The following is a 4231-nucleotide window of genomic DNA, read 5'->3' on the forward strand; positions in this document are numbered from 1 at the left end:
GCCATCGAGGGCGTCAGCGAGGTCTACTCGGTCACCGGCGGCTACGACCTGGTGGCGATGGTGCGGGTGCCTCCCCGGGGAGGCGGCCCAGCGGGCCCGGGGGGACGGTCAGGCGAGGGTGCAGGTGGTGACGGTGAGGTCGGCGGGGCAGGGGGTGAGGGAGACGACCTGGAGGCCGGCGGCGGCGGCTTCGCGGCGCATGTCGGCCTCGGTGCGCTCGCGGGTGTTGGGCTCGCCGACGATCATCTTGATGACGTTGCGGAAGGCGGCGCCGGAGTCGTGCTCCGCGAGGGGGTCGATGACCAGGAGGGTCGGGGAGCCGTCGGCGCCGGCGCTCATGGCGCGGCGGATGTTGCCGAGGATCTGGATGCCGCTCTCGGAACTCCAGTCGTGGAGGACGTTCTTGAGGATGTAGAGGTCGCCGCCCTCGGGCACCTCGCGGAGGATGTCGGCGGGGCGGTAGGTGAGTCGCCCGGCGAGGTCCGCGTCGCCCGAGGCGCGGAGTTCGGCCTCGGCCCGCCGACAGGTGTCCGGACGGTCCACGCAGACGCCCTTGAGGTGCGGGTGGGCGGTGAGGATCGCCTTGAGGAGCGTGCCGTTGCCGCCGCCGACGTCGATCACCGTGCGGACGTCCTCGAACGGGACGTGCTCCGCCAGGATCTTGCCGATCGGCCGGGCCCAGTCCTGCATCGCGAGGTCGAAGATCCGCGCGGTCTCGGGGTCCTTCTCCAGGTACTCGTAGAGCGGGACGCCGAAGGCGTGGGGCATGACCGAGGTGCCGGTCCGGACCGCCTCGGCCAGGCCGCCGGCGGCGGCCTGGGCGTAGAGGCCGCAGAGCAGCGCGGTCAGGTGCCGCATCGAGTCGGGGTGGTCGGTGCGGAGCAGCTCGGACTGGGGCGAGTTGGTGTAGCGGCCGTCCTCGTCCCGGGCGAAGATCCCCAGCGCCGTCAGGGCCGTCATCAGGGAGACCAGCGCGTCGCGGTCCGCGTCGACGGCCTTGGCCAGTTCGGCGGCCGTGGCCGGTCCGTCCGCGAGGGCGTCGGCCACACCCAGCCGAGCCGCGGCGCCGACCGTCGCGGACGTCAAGGATCCCATGACAAGACTCACCAGCGACGTTTCCATGGCCCCGTTCACTTCCTAGGCTTAGACGGCAGGTTGCGCATGACGGTTCGTTCGGCCGACGGTAATGCGGGGAGGCGCCGGGCGTCGCGTCGTTCAACTGCCCCGCCGTGAGACGGGAGTTCGAGGCCGGGCGGCGCCCGGGGATCCGGTCCGGCGCGCGGGGGCCACCAGTTGAACACGGCCGAATGTTCCGCTTGCGGTCGAAGGGACAAACCGGTGTCATGTACCGTCGATTCGATGTGACTCCCCAGAGAAGGATCAGGCCGGAGACATGACGGATGACACGGCGTCGAACGGTCGCAAGGCCGGGGACGTGTCCGCGGAGGACATCAGGGCTTCGCACGCCGACCGGGACGAGGTCGTCGAGATCCTCCGCGACGCCGCGGCGGACGGCCGGCTCACGGCCGAGGAACTCGACGAGCGCCTCACGGTGGCGCTGAACGCCCGCACCTTCGGTGAACTGGCCGGGCTGACCCGCGATCTGCCGGTCGCCCCCCTCGCTCCGGTCGTCCCCGCGCCCGCGCCCGTTCCCGCGCCCCCGGTGCGGACGGGCCCGCCGGGCAAGGACATCGTGGAGATCAACCAGCGCTTCGGCACCCTGCGCCGGTCCGGGCCCTGGGAGGTCCCGCGCCGGCTGGACGTCCGCATGCACGGGGGCGACGTCAAGCTCGACTTCACCCAGGCGGTGATCACTCACGACACGCTCGACCTCGACGTCTACCTGAGCATCGGCGGTGACCTGGTCATCGTGGTCAGGCCCGGCATCGTGGTGGCGACCCACGACCTGGCCGTCGGCGTGGGCGACCTCAAGGTCCGCGTGCCCAAGGCGGCCTGGAACGAGCCGACGGAGCTCCGGGTGAACGTGACCGGGCGGGTGCGCGGCGGCGACGTGGTGGTGCGGTACCCGCGGCGGACGCTCGGGCAGTGGATGCGCGGGGAGAGCGCGCTCTGAGGTAGCGGTCGGACCGCGGTCCGGCAAGGGGCGGTGGTCCCGGTGAGGGCGGTGGTCGGCTCGGAGGAGCCGGCCGCCGCCCCTTGCGTTGTGCGAGGAGGGTGTGCGAGCGCGCACGCATCGCCCTGGACCTGAATGGCCGGGCGATGGTATTCAATGATGTCCGGTACCCGCGCGCACCGGTGGAACGAGTGCTGGATTCCTCGATTCCCGGGCGAGGTTCAAGTGTTCAACTGCCACGTTGCGCCGCCCAGCAGGGGCTGGATACGTTCCTGTCGATGGTGGGCTCGATCATTTGCAGGTATTGAGAACTCTCGATTTTGCCTAATTTCCGCGGTAATCCCGCACCGCGGCTGTGCAGATCAGAACTGGCATATCCTCGGCAAGCAGGGATGGCGGAATTCACATGGCGAACGAAGAAAAGCTCCGCGATTATCTCAAGCTCGTGACGGCTAATCTGCGCCAGGTCCGCCGTCGCCTGGCTGAGGTCGAGGAGCGGAACCAGGAGCCGATCGCGATCGTCGGCATGGGCTGCCGCTTCCCCGGCGGGGTGCAGGGCCCCGAGGAGCTGTGGAGGCTCCTGGCCGAGGGGACCGACGCGATCGGCCCGTTCCCGCAGGACCGCGGGTGGGACCTGGAGAACCTCTACGACCCCGACCCGGACCACCCCGGCACCTCGTACGCGCGCCACGGCGGGTTCATGTACGACGCCACCGAGTTCGACGCGGGCTTCTTCGGCATCTCGCCGCGCGAGGCGGTCGCGATGGACCCGCAGCAGCGCCTGCTGCTGGAGGTGTCCTGGGAGGCGCTCGAACAGGCGGGCATCGACGCTGCCTCGCTGCGCGGCAGCCGGACCGGCGTGTTCGCCGGCGCCTACACCCAGGGCTACGGCACGGACCCGGCGGTGCAGACCGGCGGCTCGGAGGGCCACCTCCTCACCGGCATCGCGACCAGCGTCACCTCGGGGCGTGTGGCGTTCACCCTCGGCCTGGAGGGCCCGGCCGTCACGGTCGACACCGCCTGCTCCTCGTCGCTGGTCTCGCTGCACCTGGCCGCCCAGTCGCTGCGCTCCGGTGAGTGCTCGCTGGCGCTGGTCGGCGGCGCGACGGTGATCTCCAGCCCGTCCGTCTTCGTGGGCTTCTCCCGCCAGCGCGGGACGTCGGTGGACGGGCGCTGCAAGTCCTTCGCCGAGTCGGCGGACGGCTCCGGCTGGGCCGAGGGCGTCGGCGTGCTCGTGGTGGAGCGGCTGTCGGACGCGCGGCGCAACGGGCACAAGGTGCTGGCCGTGATGCGTGGTTCGGCGGCCAACCAGGACGGTGCGTCGAACGGTCTGACCGCGCCGAACGGTCCGGCGCAGCAGCGGGTGATCCGGGCCGCACTGGCGAACGCCGGGGTCCGCGCCGACGAGGTCGACGTGGTGGAGGCGCACGGTTCGGCGACCACCCTGGGCGACCCGATCGAGGCCGAGGCGCTGATCGCCACCTACGGTCAGGAGCGGACCGAGGGCCGGCCGTTGTGGCTGGGTTCGGTGAAGTCGAACATCGGGCACACCCAGGCGGCCGCCGGTGTGGCCGGTGTGATCAAGATGGTGCTGGCCCTCCAGCACGAGCAGCTGCCCGCGACGCTGCACGCGGACGTGCCGACGTCGCACGTGGAGTGGGCGGCCGGGGAGGTCCGGCTGCTCAACGAGGCGGCGGCCTGGCCGACCGGCGAGCACGTGCGCCGGGCCGGCGTGTCGTCGTTCGGGATGAGCGGCACCAACGTCCACATCATCCTGGAGGAGGCCCCGACCGCGGACGGTGACTCCGCGGGGGCGGACGAGCCCTCCGGTGAGGACGCGGACGAGGCGGACGCCCTGGACGAGCCGGCCGGTGAGGCTGAGGCGGTGGCGGTGCTGGAGCCGGCCGGGCCGGTGGCGTGGCCGGTGTCGGCGCAGTCGTCGGAGGCGTTGGCGGGTCAGGCGGGCCGGTTGCGGGAGTGGGTGTCGGCGCGGCCGTCGCTCGAACCGGTGGATGTGGCGTGGTCGTTGGCGGCGACGCGGTCGGTGTTCGAGCACCGGGCTGTGGTGGTCGGTGGTGGTCGTGAGGAGTTGGTGTCGGGGCTGGGTGGCCTGGTGGCCGGGTCGGGTGCGGCCGGGGTGGTGTCGGGGGTTGCCCG

General features: G+C 71.9%; 3 protein-coding genes. 2 read left to right on the top strand and 1 reads right to left on the bottom strand.

What is annotated here, in order from left to right:
- Positions 1 to 108 precede the first annotated feature (108 nt).
- Positions 109 to 1122 (bottom strand): methyltransferase, encoded by a 1014-nt coding sequence (locus ABZ495_RS36770; RefSeq protein WP_329490238.1) that lies wholly within the window; start codon positions 1120 to 1122, stop codon positions 109 to 111.
- A gap of 271 nt (positions 1123 to 1393) precedes the next feature.
- On the opposite strand from ABZ495_RS36770, the gene ABZ495_RS36775 reads away from it, so the two are divergent.
- Together ABZ495_RS36775 and ABZ495_RS36780 are read left to right on the top strand one after the other, a co-directional pair.
- Positions 1394 to 2074 carry a DUF1707 domain-containing protein gene (locus ABZ495_RS36775; RefSeq protein ID WP_329490239.1) on the top strand — a complete coding sequence of 227 codons (681 nt, stop codon included), beginning with the start codon at positions 1394 to 1396 and terminating at the stop codon, positions 2072 to 2074.
- Between the two features lie 406 nt (positions 2075 to 2480).
- Positions 2481 to 4231: beta-ketoacyl synthase N-terminal-like domain-containing protein (locus ABZ495_RS36780; RefSeq protein WP_359840340.1), on the top strand; the 1751-nt coding region annotated here is incomplete at its 3' end.

Source organism: Kitasatospora sp. NPDC005748, from assembly GCF_040630735.1.
Taxonomy (GTDB): Bacteria; Actinomycetota; Actinomycetes; order Streptomycetales; family Streptomycetaceae; genus Kitasatospora.

Coding starts and splice junctions, on each gene's coding strand:
- ABZ495_RS36770 (WP_329490238.1), bottom strand. CDS start 1,122: ATGGAAACGTCGCTGGTGAGTCTTGTCATGGGATCCTTGACGTCCGCG.
- ABZ495_RS36775 (WP_329490239.1), top strand. CDS start 1,394: ATGACGGATGACACGGCGTCGAACGGTCGCAAGGCCGGGGACGTGTCC.